At 61.8% G+C, this 14,955-nt stretch carries 15 protein-coding genes; 4 read left to right on the forward strand and 11 right to left on the reverse strand.

Annotated elements, in window-relative coordinates; genetic code table 11:
- The first annotated feature begins 24 nt into the window (after positions 1-24).
- Positions 25-1,176: a response regulator gene (locus tag ACQ4W7_RS05925; protein ID WP_426073571.1), complete on the forward strand. Its 1,152-nt coding sequence runs from the start codon at positions 25-27 to the stop codon at positions 1,174-1,176.
- Here ACQ4W7_RS05925 and ACQ4W7_RS05930 read toward each other — a convergent pair.
- Together ACQ4W7_RS05930 and ACQ4W7_RS05935 are read right to left on the reverse strand one after the other, a co-directional pair.
- Entirely contained in the window at positions 1,169-2,458 is a 1,290-nt protein-coding gene (locus ACQ4W7_RS05930) for an extracellular catalytic domain type 1 short-chain-length polyhydroxyalkanoate depolymerase (protein WP_436529141.1), read from the reverse strand. The two genes, ACQ4W7_RS05925 and ACQ4W7_RS05930, sit on opposite strands and share 8 nt — an antisense overlap.
- 53 nt (positions 2,459-2,511) lie before the next feature.
- On the reverse strand, positions 2,512-2,925 hold the full coding sequence (locus tag ACQ4W7_RS05935) for a CopG family transcriptional regulator (RefSeq protein WP_034783786.1): 414 nt from the start codon (positions 2,923-2,925) through the stop codon (positions 2,512-2,514).
- Between the two features lie 362 nt (positions 2,926-3,287).
- On the opposite strand from ACQ4W7_RS05935, the gene ACQ4W7_RS05940 reads away from it, so the two are divergent.
- The 3 genes from ACQ4W7_RS05940 (at position 3,288) to ACQ4W7_RS05950 (ending at position 5,422) form a co-directional block, all read left to right on the forward strand.
- A complete protein-coding gene (locus ACQ4W7_RS05940) occupies positions 3,288-3,437 on the forward strand; it encodes a DUF1289 domain-containing protein (protein WP_426073569.1) in 150 nt (49 codons plus the stop codon).
- Between the two features lie 8 nt (positions 3,438-3,445).
- The gene (locus ACQ4W7_RS05945) at positions 3,446-4,369 is read left to right on the forward strand and encodes an MBL fold metallo-hydrolase (protein WP_436529143.1); all 924 of its coding nucleotides are present in this window, start codon (positions 3,446-3,448) and stop codon (positions 4,367-4,369) included.
- 99 nt (positions 4,370-4,468) lie between these two features.
- Positions 4,469-5,422, forward strand: a complete 954-nt coding sequence (locus tag ACQ4W7_RS05950; RefSeq protein ID WP_099761116.1) for an NAD(P)H-dependent flavin oxidoreductase — start codon at positions 4,469-4,471, stop codon at positions 5,420-5,422.
- A gap of 48 nt (positions 5,423-5,470) precedes the next feature.
- Here ACQ4W7_RS05950 and ACQ4W7_RS05955 read toward each other — a convergent pair whose 3' ends face one another.
- The 9 genes from ACQ4W7_RS05955 to ACQ4W7_RS05995 all read right to left on the reverse strand — a co-directional run bounded on the left by ACQ4W7_RS05955 (position 5,471) and on the right by ACQ4W7_RS05995 (position 14,861).
- Positions 5,471-6,052: a hypoxanthine-guanine phosphoribosyltransferase gene (locus ACQ4W7_RS05955; RefSeq protein WP_035823544.1), complete on the reverse strand. Its 582-nt coding sequence runs from the start codon at positions 6,050-6,052 to the stop codon at positions 5,471-5,473.
- A 63-nt stretch (positions 6,053-6,115) separates the two neighbouring features.
- On the reverse strand, positions 6,116-7,372 hold the full coding sequence (locus tag ACQ4W7_RS05960) for a phenylacetate--CoA ligase family protein (RefSeq protein WP_426073567.1): 1,257 nt from the start codon (positions 7,370-7,372) through the stop codon (positions 6,116-6,118).
- The gene (locus ACQ4W7_RS05965) at positions 7,369-7,728 is read right to left on the reverse strand and encodes an MmcQ/YjbR family DNA-binding protein (protein ID WP_436529146.1); all 360 of its coding nucleotides are present in this window, start codon (positions 7,726-7,728) and stop codon (positions 7,369-7,371) included. The genes ACQ4W7_RS05960 and ACQ4W7_RS05965 overlap by 4 nt, the downstream gene beginning before the upstream one ends.
- A 15-nt stretch (positions 7,729-7,743) precedes the next feature.
- Positions 7,744-8,589, reverse strand: coding sequence for an ABC transporter ATP-binding protein (locus ACQ4W7_RS05970; RefSeq protein ID WP_426073565.1), 846 nt, complete (start codon positions 8,587-8,589; stop codon positions 7,744-7,746).
- 68 nt (positions 8,590-8,657) lie between these two features.
- A complete protein-coding gene (locus ACQ4W7_RS05975; protein WP_436529148.1) occupies positions 8,658-9,977 on the reverse strand; it encodes an ABC transporter substrate-binding protein in 1,320 nt (439 codons plus the stop codon).
- Between the two features lie 63 nt (positions 9,978-10,040).
- Positions 10,041-11,099, reverse strand: a complete 1,059-nt coding sequence (locus tag ACQ4W7_RS05980; RefSeq protein ID WP_034752817.1) for a branched-chain amino acid ABC transporter permease — start codon at positions 11,097-11,099, stop codon at positions 10,041-10,043.
- Between the two features lie 84 nt (positions 11,100-11,183).
- Positions 11,184-12,080, reverse strand: coding sequence for a branched-chain amino acid ABC transporter permease (locus ACQ4W7_RS05985; protein ID WP_198521486.1), 897 nt, complete (start codon positions 12,078-12,080; stop codon positions 11,184-11,186).
- Between the two features lie 19 nt (positions 12,081-12,099).
- Positions 12,100-12,915: an ABC transporter ATP-binding protein gene (locus ACQ4W7_RS05990; RefSeq protein ID WP_251349535.1), complete on the reverse strand. Its 816-nt coding sequence runs from the start codon at positions 12,913-12,915 to the stop codon at positions 12,100-12,102.
- A gap of 14 nt (positions 12,916-12,929) precedes the next feature.
- On the reverse strand, positions 12,930-14,861 hold the full coding sequence (locus tag ACQ4W7_RS05995) for an AMP-binding protein (protein ID WP_426073627.1): 1,932 nt from the start codon (positions 14,859-14,861) through the stop codon (positions 12,930-12,932).
- Between the last annotated feature and the right edge of the window lie 94 nt (positions 14,862-14,955).

Here is a 14,955-nt window from a genome sequence, read left to right on the forward strand (position 1 = left end):
AACTATGCAGAACGAAGGACGGGCATGAGAGCCCCAGCAAGCAAGCCAACCATTCTGGTAGTCGACGACACGCCAGATAATATCGACCTGTTGCGCGCGGTGCTGGAAGACGATTACCGGACCAAGATCGCCGTGAATGGCGAGCGCGCCCTGAAGATCGCCGGCGGCGGCGACCAGCCCGACCTGATCCTGCTCGACATCATGATGCCGGGCATGAGCGGCTACGATGTGTGCCGCGCGCTGAAGGCCGATCCCGCCACGGCTGGCATACCCGTAATTTTTGTGACCGCCATGAGCGAAGTGGCCGACGAGCAGCTGGGCCTGGCCCTGGGCGCCGTCGACTACATCACCAAGCCGATTTCGGCGCCCATCGTGCTGGCGCGCATCAGGACGCAGCTGGCGATGAAGCAGATGCAGGATTTTTTGCGCGACCAGAATCATTACCTGGAAACGGAAGTGGAGCGCCGCGTGCAGGAAGTGGCGGCGCTGCAGGACGTCACCATTCACGCCATGGCCTCGCTGGCCGAGACGCGCGACAGCGAGACGGGCAACCATATCCGCCGCACCTCGCACTACCTGAAGGCGCTGGCCGAGAAAGTACGCGGCCTGCCGCGTTTCCGTGACTTTTTGACGGACAAGAATATCGAACTGCTGTTCAAGACGGCACCGCTGCATGACATCGGCAAGGTGGGGATCCCCGACCATATCCTGCTCAAGCCGGGGCGTTTCGAACCACACGAAATGGCCATCATGAAGACGCACACCACCCTGGGGCGCGACGCCATCCTGGCGGCCGAACACGAGCTGGGTATCGAAGTCGATTTCCTCAAGTACGCCAAGGAGATCGCCTACAGCCACCATGAAAAATGGGATGGCAGCGGTTACCCGCTAGGACTCGCAGGCGAAGACATTCCGATTTCGGCGCGCCTGATGGCGCTGGCCGACGTATATGACGCCCTGATCAGCCGGCGCATCTACAAGCAGGGCATGCACCATGCGCAGGCCGTGCAGATTATCGTCGAGGGGCGCGGTTCGCACTTCGACGCCGAGATCGTCGACGCCTTCCTGGAGATCCAGGACCAGTTCATCGCCATCTCCAACCGGTATGCCGATGGCGTGTGCGAGATCGCCGACAAGCAGCGCCAGATCGCGCCCTACACCGAAAACATCAGCTAACGGTCTTGAAGAAGCGCAGCATCTCTCGGCTGGCGTCCGGCCCTTTGCCATCCGTGTAGCTGCCACTGCCACTGCCGCCGGACCAGGCATGACCTGCGCCGTGGATGACCCAGTGTTCGCCCAGCGGCGAGCCATCGGCCTGGCTGTGCGTGGTGCGCGTGTAGCGGTGGCCATTCGGTACGCTGCCATCCATGGAAGCGGCCTTGGCAGCCTTGCCGCCCGCCTGGCTGCGCACGCCCTGGGCAATCAGTTCATCGCCATTGCGCGGGTTGACGGTGGTGTCGCGGTCGCCGTGGAAAACGATGATGGGCACGCCGCCCGCCGGCGCCTGGCGCTGGGCATTGGGCATGGCGCCGCCCTTCATGGCGGCCAGCGCCGACGGCAAGTCCTTTGCCGAGGCGAACGGCAGGCCCGAATGCACACCGACGGCGGAAAACAAATCCGGGTACAAGGTGCCGACAATGACGGCCATGGCGCCGCCCGCCGACAGGCCGGCGACGAACACTTCGCGTTCATTCACCGGGTAGTCGTCGATGACTTGCCGCGCGATGCCGGCGATCAGCGACGGTTCGCCCTGGTCGCGCTGCTGGTCGATGGCATTGAACCAGTTCCAGCAGCGCGAACTGTTGGCACCCTGCGTCTGCGCCGGATAGACGACAAAACATTCCTTTTCTTCGGCCAGCGCATTCATCTGCGTGCCGGCCGCGAAATCGTCGGGATTTTGCGTGCAGCCGTGCAGCATCACGATCAGCGGCATGGCCTGGCCGTGATAGCTGCTGGGGATATACAGTTTGTAGGAGCGCGTGCCCGCATGGTTGCGGTAAACGCCGTCGATGAACTGTGCGCCAGCGGGGAGTTCGGCCGGCGTGGTGGCCGGCGCGTTGAAACCTGGCGGATGAAAACTCGGCATTTCGAAGCTGGGCATGTCGAAACTGTGCTGCCCCAGGCCGACAGGCACGCCCAGGCGCGCCATGAAATCCTGCGCGAAATCCTGCGCCGCCTGCGCGGGCGTGGGCGGCACAGGCGGCGCTTCCGGCGCAGCATCAGCTTGCGGCTGCGCGGCCCGGGCCTGCGCTGATGGCGGTGCCGGTGGTGGCGCCGGTGGTGGATTAATGTCGCGCATGGCCTGCGGTGGTGGCTGCTGCGCGGACGCTGCCTGCGGCGCCAGGCCGGCCGCGGCCAGCGCCTGTTGGATGGCTTCGGTGGCGGCAGCAGGACCTTGGCCCATCAGATTGCGGGTTGCTGTGCGCATGTGCGCCAACATGTTGAGAGGTAGTTTCATGACTATCCTTACGGTGCCGCGCATCGGCCGGGTCATCGCCGCGAACCAATACGCTAGTGAATTCGCCCTGCTAGCGCCGTCTTGACGACGGTGCTGGCGTGCAGGGCACCTAATACGAAAATCGACTCGATCGTGGCCAGTGCCAGTTCCACGGAGACGTCGCTGGCGATGCTGGCCAGTCCCAGAACCTGAATTTGCAGGCGCTGGCCGGCTGCCTGGATCGCCTCCAGGTCGGCGCGCGAATAATGCTGCATGCCCAATACCAGGCTTTTACGGGCGACGGTTTGTTTCACCACGTCGGCGTGGATACCTAGCTGATTGCGTATCGCCGTCCGGATCAGATCCGTGCGGTTGGAATAAAATCCCTCCTGGACCAGCAGATCGATTTGCCCCAGGTCGATCAAACCGAGGTTGATCGTGATTTTCTCGGATTCCCCAATTTTGGGCTTGCTGTCTTGCTTGGCCATAAGTCTCCAAAAACTCCCCGTGGCATCCATTTGCCATCTGTATGGATGGTAGTATAGTTCTGAAATATCTCAAGTCAAGCAGGATCTGGCCTAATCGTGTTGTAGGACGGATACCCGCAGAGTGAGAACGGACTGCAAAATAAATTTCCAGAAGATAAGTTTTTGATCATGCTTTCGCTTGAAAATATATTCACGGAAACATTGCATGGGGACGCTATCGCCTCGCCGGCATGGTTTCGCGGCATAATGAAAGCCTTCACGTTTACCGATGCCGCTCCATGATGGTCGCTACCCCACCTCCGCCAGCCGTTCCGCTCCCCTTGCCGTCACCGGTGCCGTCGCCTTGTGTCAGCCTGTGCAAGATGAACCGCAACAGTGGCTTGTGCGAAGGCTGTTTGCGCACGCTCGACGAGATCATTGCCTGGAGCAAGGCCGATGACGACTTCAAGCGCGCCGTATGGGCCGAATTGCCAGGCCGCGAAGCTTTGCTCGACTTCGAGCCCGATTACTGAGGAAGCCCATGCCGCGATCGCCAGCGCTGTTCCCCGATTCCATGCAGGTGTTTGAACGCGGCTGGCTGTCGTCGAATAACATTCTGTTCAAGGGCAAGGATGACGCGGCCCTGATCGACAGCGGCTATGTCACGCATGCGCCGCAAACACTGGCCCTGCTGCGCCATAGCCTGGCCGGCCGGCCCCTGGACCGCTTGTTCAACACCCATCTGCACTCCGACCATTGCGGCGGCAACGCGCTGCTGCAAGCCGAATATGGCTGCCAGACGGCCATTCCCGTGTCGGAAGCGGACAAGGTGAGAGTGTGGGATGTCGATGCTCTCAGTTTCCAGGCTACGGGCCAGCAATGTCCGCGCTTCGGCTTTGACGCCACCATTTCCCCCGGCGACACATTCTCCCTGGCCGACCTGCGTTGGCAGGCGCTGGGCGCGCCCGGCCACGATCCCCATTCATTGATCTTTTATTGTGCCGACGAGGGCATCCTTATTTCTGCCGACGCCCTGTGGGAAAACGGCTTTGGCGTGATCTTCCCCGAACTCGATGGCGGCTCCGGCTTTCTTGAAGCGCGCGCCACGCTCGACCTGATCGCCAGCCTGGACGTGCGTGTGGTGATTCCCGGCCATGGACGCCCCTTCCAGGACGCTGCTGGTGCCCTGCAGCGCGCCTATTCGCGTCTTGATTACCTGTCGTCCGACCCCGTGCGCAATGCGCAGAACGCGGTGAAAGTGCTGCTGAAATTCCTGCTGCTGGAACGCCAGCGCATCGCCCTCGCCGAGATACCGGCCCTGCTGCGCGGCATGCCCGTCTTCGAAGAGGCTAACCGGCGTTTCCTGCGCCAGGAGGCGGCTGCGCTGGCCGAGTGGGCCGTGTCGCAGCTGGTGAGAGCTGCAGCGGCAAGAGTCGAGAGTGAGTACTTGCTCAACGAGGGCTGAAACGGCCAGGCGATAAATTCAGCACGATCGTACTTTTTCTGCACTATAATCATTGTTCAGTGTGTCCCTCATCCCGATCAACTTTCCAGCGAGTCCGCCATGGCATTGCCTGTTGCGTTGCAAAACCTCTCCCTACCCGTTATCGCCTCGCCGATGTTCATCGCCAGCGGCCCGGCCCTCGTCGCGGCGCAGTGCAAGGCCGGCATCGTCGGTTCTTTCCCGGCCCTGAACGCGCGTCCCGCCGAATTGCTCGACACCTGGCTCACGGAGCTGCAAGCCGAGCTGGCAGCCTTCCAGGCTGCCAATCCCGACAAAAAAGTGGGGCCGATCGCCGTTAACCAGATCGTGCACCAGTCGAACGACCGCTTGGCGCATGACGTGGAAGTATGCGTGAAACACCGGATTCCCATCATCATTTCCTCGCTGCGCGCGCCGCCCAAGGAAATGCTCGACGCCATCCACAGCTATGGCGGCATCGTGCTGCATGACGTGATTTCGATCCGTCACGCGAAAAAGGCGCTGGAGGCGGGTGTCGACGGCTTGATTTTGGTGGCCAGCGGCGCTGGCGGTCACGCTGGCACCCTGTCGCCGTTCGCGCTGGTGGGTGAAGTGCGCAAATTCTTTGACGGTCCGCTGGCGTTGTCGGGCTCCATCGCCACCGGCGATGCCGTGCTGGCCGCGCAAGCCATGGGCGCCGACTTTGCCTACATTGGCTCGCGCTGGCTGGCGACCAAGGAATCGAACGTCAGCGACGGTTACCGCGACGCCATCGTCGAGTCTGCCGCATCGGACATCGTCTACACGAACCTGTTTACGGGCGTGCACGGGAATTACCTGAAAAAATCGATCGTCGCGGCCGGACTCGATCCGGAAGCCTTGCCCGAAGCGGACAAGAGTTCGATGAATTTTGGCTCCGGCAGCGCCAAGGCCTGGCGCGACATCTGGGGCGCCGGTCAGGGCGTAGGTCTGATGGATGACGTGCCGAGCGTGGAAGAGATGGTGGCGCGCCTGAAGGCCGAATACGATGCGGCGCGCGCGCGCCTGAAGCTGTAACGCTGGTGCTGCCGGATGATGCGGCATGCCGCGTCATCCGATCCATCCTTACTCCTGCTTCAAATCCTCGGGTTTGATGGCCCACAGGCCCGGCAGGTTGCGCCAGTAGCCGTACGCGTCCATGCCGAAGCCGACGACGAAGCGGTTCGGGATCACCAGGCCGACGATGTCCGCCTGCACGGGCTTTTTCTTGCCGATGGCTTTGTCGGCAAACACGGCCAGGATCACTTCGGAAGCGCCCATATCCAGCAAACGCTGCTTGACGTGCGCCAGGGTTTCGCCCTCGTCGAGAATATCGTCGAGCACGATGACGGTGCGGCCCGCCACGTTCGAGCGGGGGATGACTTTCCACACCACTTCGCCACCCTTGTCGTCGTCGCCGTAGCGGCTCACATGGATGTAGTCGAATTCGAGCGGGAAGCTCAGTTGCGGCAGCAGGTTGCCCGTAAATACGACGGCGCCGCCCATCACGCCCAGCACCAGTGGGAACTCTTTCGAGTCCTCTGCATTGAAGCGCGTGTTGAGTACATCGGCCATGCGCGTGATCGACGCCTGCACGGTATCTTGGTCGAACAGCAGTTCCGCGTTCTTGATCAGGTCACGGGCACGGTTGTGATGAAATTCTTGCATGGACTCTTGCATGGCGATGAATGGGGCTGATGGTCAATGCCGGTATTATCCCGCAAATCGGCCTTATTTGTAATCGCGCATGTCGTCAATGACCTTGCCATCCTGCGCCAGGCTGCCCACTGCCACCAGCACCACGTCGCCGCGCAGCTTGGTCAGTTCGCGGATCGAGCCGATGATGGCTTCCACCCCGCTGGCGTCGCACGGATCGTCGACTTCGCAATGCAAAGCCATTTCGTCGTTGGCCATGCGTCCCGATACCACCAGCCGCGCCTTTTTGATCTGCGGATGGCGGCGCGCGATTTCATGCACCTGCGACGGATGCACGAACATGGCGCGCACCTTGGTGGTCTGGTCGGCGCGTCCCATCCAGCCGCGGATGCGCGTATTTGTGCGCCCGCACGGCGAATCCGCCGCGTCCATCAGCACGGCCGATAAATCGCCAGTGGCAAAGCGGATCAGCGGGTAGTCGGCATTGAAGACGGTGACGACGACTTCACCCACTTCGCCCGGTGCGACGGGAATGCCGCTGCCCGGGTGGACGATTTCGAGCAGCACGTTTTCGTCAACGACCATGCCCGGATTGAGCTTGCCATTGCTGGCCGTTTCATAGGCGATGCTGCCGATATCGGCCGAGGCATAAGTCTGGAACACGTGCGGCACGCCATTCTCGGCAAACCAGCTGCGCAAGGATTCGGGCAAGGCTTCCGCACCCATCACTGCCTTGGTGACGCTGCTGATATCGGCGCCCATCTCGCGCGCCTTCTCGATGATCAGTTTCAGGAATGACGGCGTGCCGATATACGTGTCCGGCTTCAGGTCGACCATCGCCTGCACCTGCATTTCCGTTTGGCCGATGCCGGCCGGGATGACGGTGCAGCCGATGCGTGCGGCGCCCCCTTCGACCATGAAGGCGGCCGGCGTGAAGTGATATGAAAAGCAGTTCTGCAGCAAGCCGCCGGCGCGCACGCCGGCCGCATACATGGGCCGCGCGAAGCGCCACCAGTCCGGGCCGCGGCCTTCCGGGTCGAAGATGGGGCCGGGCGAGACGAACACGCGCGACAAGGCGTTCTTCGGCGTCGTATTCAAGCCGCCGAACGGCAGCGCGCCGTGCTGCAATTGCTTGAGGTCGGACTTGCGCGTGACGGGCAGTTGCGCCAGCGCGGCGCGGCTGGTGATGTCGGCCGCGTTGACGCCATCGAGAATGCGGGCCCAGCCCGGCGCCGCCTGTGCGCGCGCGATCAGTTGCGGCAGGCCGGCCATCAATTCGCGTTCGCGTTCTTCCGGGGCGCGTGCTTCCAGACTGTCGAGCGTATCGGTCATGTTGCTGATTCTCCAATGTCACGTTGCATTTTTTTCGTCAGTCCCGCAAAAATCAGGCTGTATGAGCGCTGCAGCAGGGCCGCCATTTCCCCGTCGTCCAGCGCGTCGGGGCTAGCGACCAGCACCCATTTGGCCCGCGCCAGGTAGGGCGCAGGGCGAAAGCCGGGGCGGTCCGTCAGTTCCAGGAAGCGTTCCGCATCGACTTTGAAGCTGATGCCGCGCGTGCTGTGCGCTTCCGCGCCGCACAGCGCGAACAGCTTGCCGCCAACGGAAAACGCCAGCACGTTCGTCCATTTGATGTCTTCTGTCGCGCCGGGAAAGCCGCGGCACACTTGCTTGGCCCGTTCCAGGTCCATGATGCTTCCTTCCGGTCAGGCCAGCCAGCGCTTGCGGCGGCGGTAGAACTTCATGTCGCGGAAGCTCTTGCGCCCGGCGCTGGAGACGCCCAGATAAAACTCTTTGACGTCTTCGTTGCTGGCCAGTTCCTGGGCTTGTCCTTCCATCACGACCCGTCCGTTTTCCAGGATGTAGCCGAAGTCGGCGTAGCGCAGTGCCACGTTGGTGTTCTGCTCGGCCAGCAGGAAAGACACGTTTTCCTTGTGGTTCAGGTCCTTGACGATGCCGAAGATCTCTTCGACGATCTGCGGCGCGATGCCCATCGAGGGTTCGTCCAATAAAATCATCGAGGGCTTGGCCATCAGCGCGCGGCCGATGGCGCACATCTGCTGTTCGCCGCCCGAGGTATAGCCGGCCTGGCTGCTGCGCCGCGTTTTCAGGCGCGGGAAATAGTGATACACCTTCTCCAGCGCGTCTTTCAGCTCGCCGCGCGACAGGCTGCGCGTGTAGGCGCCCGTCAAGAGGTTTTCCTCGATGGTGAGGTGGCCGAAACAGTGGCGCCCTTCCATCACTTGCGAAAGGCCCCGTTTGACCAATTCATTTGGCGTCAGTTGATCCACGCGCTCGCCCTTGAACTGGACCTCGCCCTTGGTGACGTCGCCGCGTTCGCCGCGCAGCAGCGTCGAGATGGTTTTCAAGGTGGTCGACTTGCCGGCGCCGTTGGCGCCCAATAGCGCCACGATCTTGCCTTGCGGCACTTGCAGCGAGACGCCCTTCAGGACCAGGATCACGTGGTCGTAGATGACTTCGATATTGTTCACCGACAGATAGGGCGGCGGCGCGTCCGCCTGGATCGGGGATTGCGTGGCAGTGTGGGTCATGGCTGCTTCTTTAAAAATGTTAAACACGGGACCGGCGGTGGCCGGTCCGGTTCCTCTCGCCTACTGCATTACTTCATGCACGCCGGCGTGATCTTCTTCTCTTCGGCGTACTTGCCTGACGATTCCTCGACCAGCTTGCGCACCAGGGCCTTGTCGCCGACGATCCATTTCGGCGTGATGGCGTTCCATTTCTTGCCATCCCATTGCTGCACTTTCACGGCGCCCGAGCCTTCATGGTCGTCGCAGCTGGTTTTCACGGTGGGGAACATGCCCAGCGCGCCGACGGCCTTCTGGCGCGCATCGTCAACGTTCAGGTTTTCCAGGCCCCAGCGCATCTGCTCGCCCGTAATCGGTTTGCCCTTGCCGAATTTTTCCTGTGCCACGCGGATCGCCTCCACCCACAGGATGCCGGCCGTCACGCCGCGCATGTGGTAGACGGAGCCGATGCGCGACTGGTCGGACAGATTGCCCTTGCCGGACGTGTAGAGTTTCTTGCGGATGTCGTCCAGCACGGGGTAATTGCCCGGCGTATTAAACGTCATCGCCGTGTAACCCTTGGCTGCGTCGCCCGATGGAATCGTGTCTTCCTCGGAGCCGGCCCACCAGACGCCCAGCATTTTTTCGCGCGGGAAGCCGTTGCGCTGCGCCGTCTTGATGGCAACAGAGTTCATCACGCCCCAGCCCCACAGGATCACGTGGTCCGGCTTGGCCTGGCGGATTTGCAGCCATTGCGATTGCTGCTCGCTGCCGGGCGGCGCGACGGGGATTTTCACCAGTTCAAAGCCGTACTGTTTCGACAGCGCTTCCAGCACGGGCATCGGCTCCTTGCCGAAGGCCGAATCGTGGTACAGGTGGACGATTTTTTTCCCTTTCAGCTTGTCCATGCCGCCATTCTTGTCGCCCAGGTATTTGATCATGGCGGCGGCCTGGCTCCAGTAGCTGGAGATCAGCGGATACACATATGGGAAGACTTTGCCGTTGGCGGCGTCCGAGCGGCCGTAGCCGATCATCGTCATGGGGATCTTGTCTTGCGCCACGCGGTCCAGGATGCCGTAGGCGACGCCCGTGGACAGGGTTTCGACCAGGGTGGCGCCACCCTGCTTGGTTTTCAGGCGTTCATAGCATTCCACGCCGCGCGACGGGTTGTATTCGGTTTCGCATTCTTCCCAGCTGATCTTGACGCCATTGACGCCGCCGGCCTGGTTGACCAGGTTGAAGTAGTCGATGATGCCGCCGTAGAAACCGGAGCCGCCGGCCGCGTAAGGGCCCACGCGGTAGGACGGCAGGGCGATGTACTGCTCCTTGTCTTGCGCCTGCGCGCTGCCGGCAATGGTGAGCGTGGCACTGGCGATGGCGGCGGCCAGCATGAGCGATTTGATGTGTTTCATTGTGTCTCCTCTTGTTTTATTTGGTATTCAAGTGAACCGACATCGGACTGCGAAGTAAAACCGTTAGTGCGGGAAAGGCCAGAGGCGTAATTTTTCTTTCGCGATCTGCCACAGCCTGGCCAGGCCGTGTGGCTCGACGATCAGGAAGAAGATGATCAGCGCGCCGAACACCATCAGTTCGAGGTTCGAGGCCACGCTGGTCGGCAATGCCAGGCCATGCGCGATGGTGTTCAGGAAGACGGGCAGCAGCACGATGAAGGCCGCACCGAGGAAGGAACCCAGGATCGAACCGACGCCGCCGATGATGATCATGAAGAGAATGCGGAAGGACAGGTCCAGGTTGTACGCTTCCGGTTCCACCGTGCCCAGGTAGGCATACGCATACAGCGCGCCGGCCACGCCGCAGTAGAACGAGCTGACGGCGAAGGCCAGCAGCTTGGTGCGCATCAGTCTGAAACCGATCACTTCGGCGGCCATGTCCATGTCGCGCACGGCCATCCACGAGCGGCCCACGTTCGAGCGGATCATGTTCTTGGCCAGCAGGGCCATGCCGGCAACAATCGCCAGCACCAGCAGGTATTTGCTTTGTGGCGTATCGAACTGGTAGCCGAGGATGGTCATTTTCTGCACCGTGATCACGCCCGAGGAGCTGTAGTTGGTCAGGTACGGGATCTTGGTCAGGCACCAGACGACAAAAAACTGCGTCGCCAGCGTGGAGGCGGCCAGGTAAAAGCCGCGGATGCGCAAGGAGGGCAGGCCGAAGGCGATGCCCACCATGGCCGCGCACAGGCCGCCCAGGATGAACGACACCAGCAGCGGCAAGCCAGGCAGGCGGGCCATGAAGTTATACGAGGCAAACGCGCCCACGGCCATGAAGGCGGCCGTACCCAGCGACAGCTGGCCTGCGTAGCCGGTCAGGATGTTCAGGCCGAGTGCTGCCAGCGCGAAGATCAGGAAGGGAATCAGGATCGCCGACAGCATGTACGGCGAGGCAAAATACGGCAGGAGGAAGACGGCGACTAGGAGCGTGGCCGTCAGCGCCAGGCGGTCCTGGCGGATCGGAAAAATCTGGTTGTCAGCCTGGTAGCTGGTCTTGAATTGTCCTGCTTCACGGTAAATCATGGCGTGTCCTTTGCGATGGAGCGGTAGCGTTGTGCGTCGTATGCATGGTGTGCATGGTGTGCATCATGCGGCGGCGGTGCGGCGTCAGATGCGCCGGATGATTTTCTCGCCGAACAAGCCTTCCGGGCGCACCAGCAAGAACAGCAGGGCCAGCACATACGGGAACCAGCCTTCGATGCCGCCGCCCACCATGGGGCCGAGGTAGACTTCGGCCAGCTTTTCCGAAGCGCCGATGATCAAGCCACCGACGATGGCGCCGGGTACCGAGGTAAAGCCGCCGAGGATCAGCACCGGCAGTGCTTTCAAGGCGATGAAGGTGAGGGCGAACTGCACGCCGTTGCGCGCGCCCCACAGCAAGCCGGCCACCATGGCCACCAGGCCCGCCACACCCCACACCACGGCCCAGATGCGCTGCAGCGGAATGCCGACCGCCAGCGCCGCCTGGTGGTCGTCGGCGACGGCGCGCAGGGCGCGGCCCACCTTGGTTTTCGAAAACAGCAGGGCCAGGCAGATCACCAGCAGCGCGCAGATGCCGGCCGCCATCAGGTCGAACTGCGAGATGTTGATGTCGAAGCGGTCCATCAGGAACTGCATCGGCACGTCTTCGATGGGCAGGTCCAGCTTGTGCACTTGCGAGCCCCACATCAGCTGCGCCAGGCCCTCGATGAAAAAGGTCAGGCCGATGGTGGCCATGAACAGCGTGATTTCAGGTTGGTTGACGAGGGGGCGCAAGACCACCCTTTCAATCGCCATGCCCAGTACGATCATGGTGAGCATCGTCAGCGGGATGGCCAGCCATAGCGACAGGCCGAACTTGTCCATGATGCCGACGCAGGTGAGGGCGGCAAAGAATACCATCGCTCCCTGCGCAAAATTGAACACGCCCGAAGCCTTGTAGATCAGGACAAAACCGATCGCCACCAGCGCGTACATGACGCCCGACAGCAGGCCGCCGATCAGCACTTCAAAGAAAAAATTGATATTCATTGCTATTCCTTGTCTAGTGCGCCACGCCGAGATAGGCGTTGATGACATCCTGGTTGCTGCGCACCTCGTCGGGCGTGCCGTCGCCGATCTTCTTGCCGTAGTCGAGTACCACCACGCGGTCGGAGATATCCATCACCACGCCCATGTCGTGCTCGATCAGCACGATCGTCGTGCCCAGCTGGTCGTTGACGTCGAGGATGAAGCGGCACATGTCCTGCTTTTCTTCGACGTTCATGCCGGCCATCGGTTCATCCAGCAGCAAAATTTCCGGTTCGGCCACCAGCGCGCGACCCAGTTCCACGCGCTTTTGCAAGCCGTAGGGCAGGCGCCCCACAGGCGTCTTGCGAATGGCCTGGATTTCCAGGAAGTCGATGATCTCTTCGGCCTTCTTGCGGTGTTCGATTTCCTCGCGCCGCGCCGGTCCCCAGTACAGGGCTTGCAAGAGAAAATTCGACTTCATCTTCAGGTTGCGTCCTGTCATGATGTTATCTAACACCGTCATGCCTTTAAAAAGGGCGATGTTCTGGAAGGTGCGCGCGATGCCGGACTTGGCAGCCTGGTAGCAGTCCATGCCGCGTCGGTGCTCGCCCCGATAAATGATTTCGCCCTGCTGCGGACGGTACACGCCATTGATCACGTTCAACATCGAGCTTTTGCCGGCGCCGTTCGGGCCGATGATGGCGCGGATTTCATGCTGCTTGACGTCAAACGAGATGTCGGTCAGCGCTTTCACGCCGCCGAACGATAGCGAGATGTTTTTCAGGTCGAGGATCACGGGACCGGTCTTGCGGGCCGTGCCGAAATGGGCGTCGGGTTCGTTCATTTGCATCGTGCTGTGCTCCATCATGCGGCCAGGCCTTGGGGCCGATACGTTTTGCTGTCCCAGATCTGCAGGTCGGCGCTGGTCGAACCGGTGCGGCCATCCTCGAATTTCACCTGGGTCTCGATGTATTGCGTTGCCTTGCCTTCATACAGGGCGGAAATGAGCACCGCGTACTTTTCGGCGATGAATTTGCGGCGCACCTTGCGCGTGCGCGTCAGCTCGTCGTCGTCCGGGTCCAGCTCCTTGTGCAGCACCAGGAAGCGGTGGATCTGCGTGCGCTCCATCAGCGGATCGGTCGCCAGTTCCGCATTCACCTGCTCGATGCAGTCGCGGATCAAGCCGTAGGTTTCGGTGCGCGCCGCCAGGTCGGTGTAGCCGGCATACGCGATGCCGCGCCGCTCCGACCAGTTGCCCACCGCTTCAATATCGATATTGATGAAGGCGCATACCTGGTCGCGCGCATGGCCGAAGGCCACCACTTCCTTGATGAAAGGGAAGAACTTGAGCTTGTTTTCGATGTAGTTGGGCGCGAAGATGGCGCCGCACGAAAGCTTGCCGACATCGGCCGCGCGGTCGATGATTTTCAGGTGGCCTTCGCTATCGAACACGCCCGCGTCGCCGGTATGAAAGTAGCCGTCGGCGTCGATCACTTCGGCCGTGGCATCGGGACGCTTGAAGTAGCCGCTCATGGTGGCCGGCGACTTCACCAGCACTTCACCATTTTGCGCCAGCTTGACTTCCACGCCGGGCGCGGGCAAGCCCACGCTATCGAACTTGATATTGCCGTCCGGCTGCAGACACACATAGGCGCAGGTTTCAGTAGAGCCGTACAACTGCTTGAGGTTGACACCGATGGAACGGTAGAAGCGGAACAGGTCGGGGCCAATGGCGGCGCCGGCCGTATAGGCGACGCGCACGCGCGACAGCCCCAACACGTTTTTCAGGGGGCCGTAGACCAGCAGCTCGCCCAGCTTGTAGCTGAGGCGATCCGCCAGCGACACGGGCTTGCCGTCCAAAATCTGCGCGCCGCAGCGCTTGGCCACGTCCATGAAATGGCTGAACATGTGGCGCTTGATGCTGCTGGCGTCTTCCATGCGTATCATCACGCTGGTGAGCATGTTTTCGAACACGCGCGGCGGGGCGAAGTAGCAGGTGGGGCCGATTTCGCGCATGTCGATCATCACCGTGTCGCCCGATTCGGGGCAATTGACGGTGAAGCCGGCCACCATGGCCTGCGCCAGCGAAAACAGGCAGTCGCCTACCCACGCCATGGGCAGGTAGGACAGGATGTCTTCGTCGTCGGTGAGTTTGTCGAAGGCCACGCCGCCTTCGCCGGCCGCCAGTAGCGCCGTGTGGCTCTGGCACACGCCCTTCGGCTTGCCCGTGGTGCCCGAGGTGTACAGGATCACGGCGGAGTCACTGCCCCGTCCCGCTTCCACCGCAGCGTCGAAGAAGCCGGGATGTTCGCGGTCGTAGGCCCTGCCCAGCACCTGCAGGGCGGCAAAGGACATCAGTTCCGGCTGGCGGTAATGGCGCATGCCCCGTTCATCGTCATAGGCGATGTGGGCGATGTGCGGATACAGGGCCTTGAGTTCGAGCAGTTTGTCGACCTGCTCCTGGTCTTCGACGATGGCGTAGCGGATTTCCGCATCCTGCAGCACATAGGCCATGTCGGCGGCCGGCGCATCTTGGTAGAGTGGCACGGGCACACCGCCCAGGCTTTGCGCGGCCAGCATGGCCCAGTACAGGCGGGGACGGTTGTCGCCAATGATGGCCAAGTTCATGCCGCGCTGGAAGCCGATGGCAGCCAGGCCGCAGGCCAGCGCGCGCACCTCCTCGTTGACCTCAAACCAGGTCCAGGTTTGCCAGATGCCCAGGTGTTTTTCGCGGAATGCGGGCTTGTCGGATCGTACTGTCCCGTGTTGCAATAAGCGCCGCGGAAAAGTCGGCATCGTTGCTGTGGTAGTCGTTTGCACCAGTGTCTCCCTGTTGCTTGTCTCAGGCGCCACCTCGTTGGATGGCGCTCTGTGTTTTTATGTGTAAGGC

This window comes from Janthinobacterium algoris, from assembly GCF_051380935.1.
Classification (GTDB): domain Bacteria; phylum Pseudomonadota; class Gammaproteobacteria; order Burkholderiales; family Burkholderiaceae_D; genus Janthinobacterium.